Annotated in this window: 1 protein-coding gene; it reads left to right on the top strand. The window is 64.5% G+C overall.

Annotation, left to right across the window (positions count from 1 at the left end; all coding sequences use genetic code 11):
* Nucleotides 1-1,038 (top strand): SNF2-related protein (locus tag P0D80_RS50430; RefSeq protein WP_408296312.1); only part of this gene is annotated, 1,038 nt, incomplete at both ends.

Here is a 1,038-nt window from a genome sequence, read left to right as displayed (position 1 = left end):
GCTTTGACTACGAGGGCGTCACTATCAACGCCGACAGCAGTGCGACCCTGGTCTCGCACCCCGACGGCAACGTGGTTCAGGTCAGCCGGCGGCCTGATGCGGAAAAGAAACGCCTGCTCGAACTACGCAACGCGGGGCTGCAGAAGATTCCCGCGGGCCGCATTCAGGGACCGCAGTCATTTCCCGCGGCAATGCTCGGCCTGCAGGAGCCCGATGCGTGGTATGCCTTCGTGAACGAAGCCCTGCCCGCGCTGCGCGACAAGGGCTGGCGCGTCACCATGTCAGGAGAATTCCGCTTCAACGTGATTGAAATCGATGCGATCGATGGTGTGGCCCGTGATGCGGGCGACGGTTGGTTCGACCTCGAAATGGGCATCACGGTGGGCGAGCGCAGCGTGCGCCTGGAACCGCTGCTGGCCGACCTGTTCCGGCGTGACCGGCGCTGGCTGTCAGGCGAACTCGAGAGCATCGCCGATGAAGAGACGATCGAACTTCGGACCGATCAGAACGAACGGCTGCGCCTGCGCGCGGACCGTCTCAAACCGGTCGTGCGGGTGCTGGTCGACCTGTTCGATACCGTCGGCGACGGGTCGCTGCGTATTTCCGAGCTGGATGCGGGACGTCTCGAGGCGTTGAACAACACGGGGCGCTGGCAGTTCCACGGTGACGCATCGATTCGCCAGCTAGCGCAACGCCTGCAGGCGGGACCCGGTTTGCGGGAGGCGCCGGTGCCGCGTGGATTGCAGGCCGAGTTGCGCACCTACCAGCATCAGGGGCTGAGCTGGATGCAGTTCCTGCGCGAACATAACCTCTCGGGCGTGCTGGCCGACGACATGGGCCTTGGCAAGACCGTGCAGACGCTCGCCCATGTGCTCGCGGAAAAGGAAGCGGGCCGTCTTGATCGACCCGCGCTGATCGTTCTGCCGACTACGCTGGTGCACAACTGGCGCGAGGAAGCGCAGCGCTTCTCGCCCGATCTGAAGGTGCTGGATCTGAACGGACCTCAACGCAGGGACCGCTTCGACCAGATCGGAGACC

It is taken from the genome of Paraburkholderia sp. RL17-373-BIF-A (assembly GCF_046030175.1).
Taxonomy (GTDB): Bacteria; Pseudomonadota; Gammaproteobacteria; order Burkholderiales; family Burkholderiaceae; genus Paraburkholderia.
Note: the sequence above shows the minus strand (reverse complement) of the source record. Positions and strands in the feature narration are given on the sequence as shown.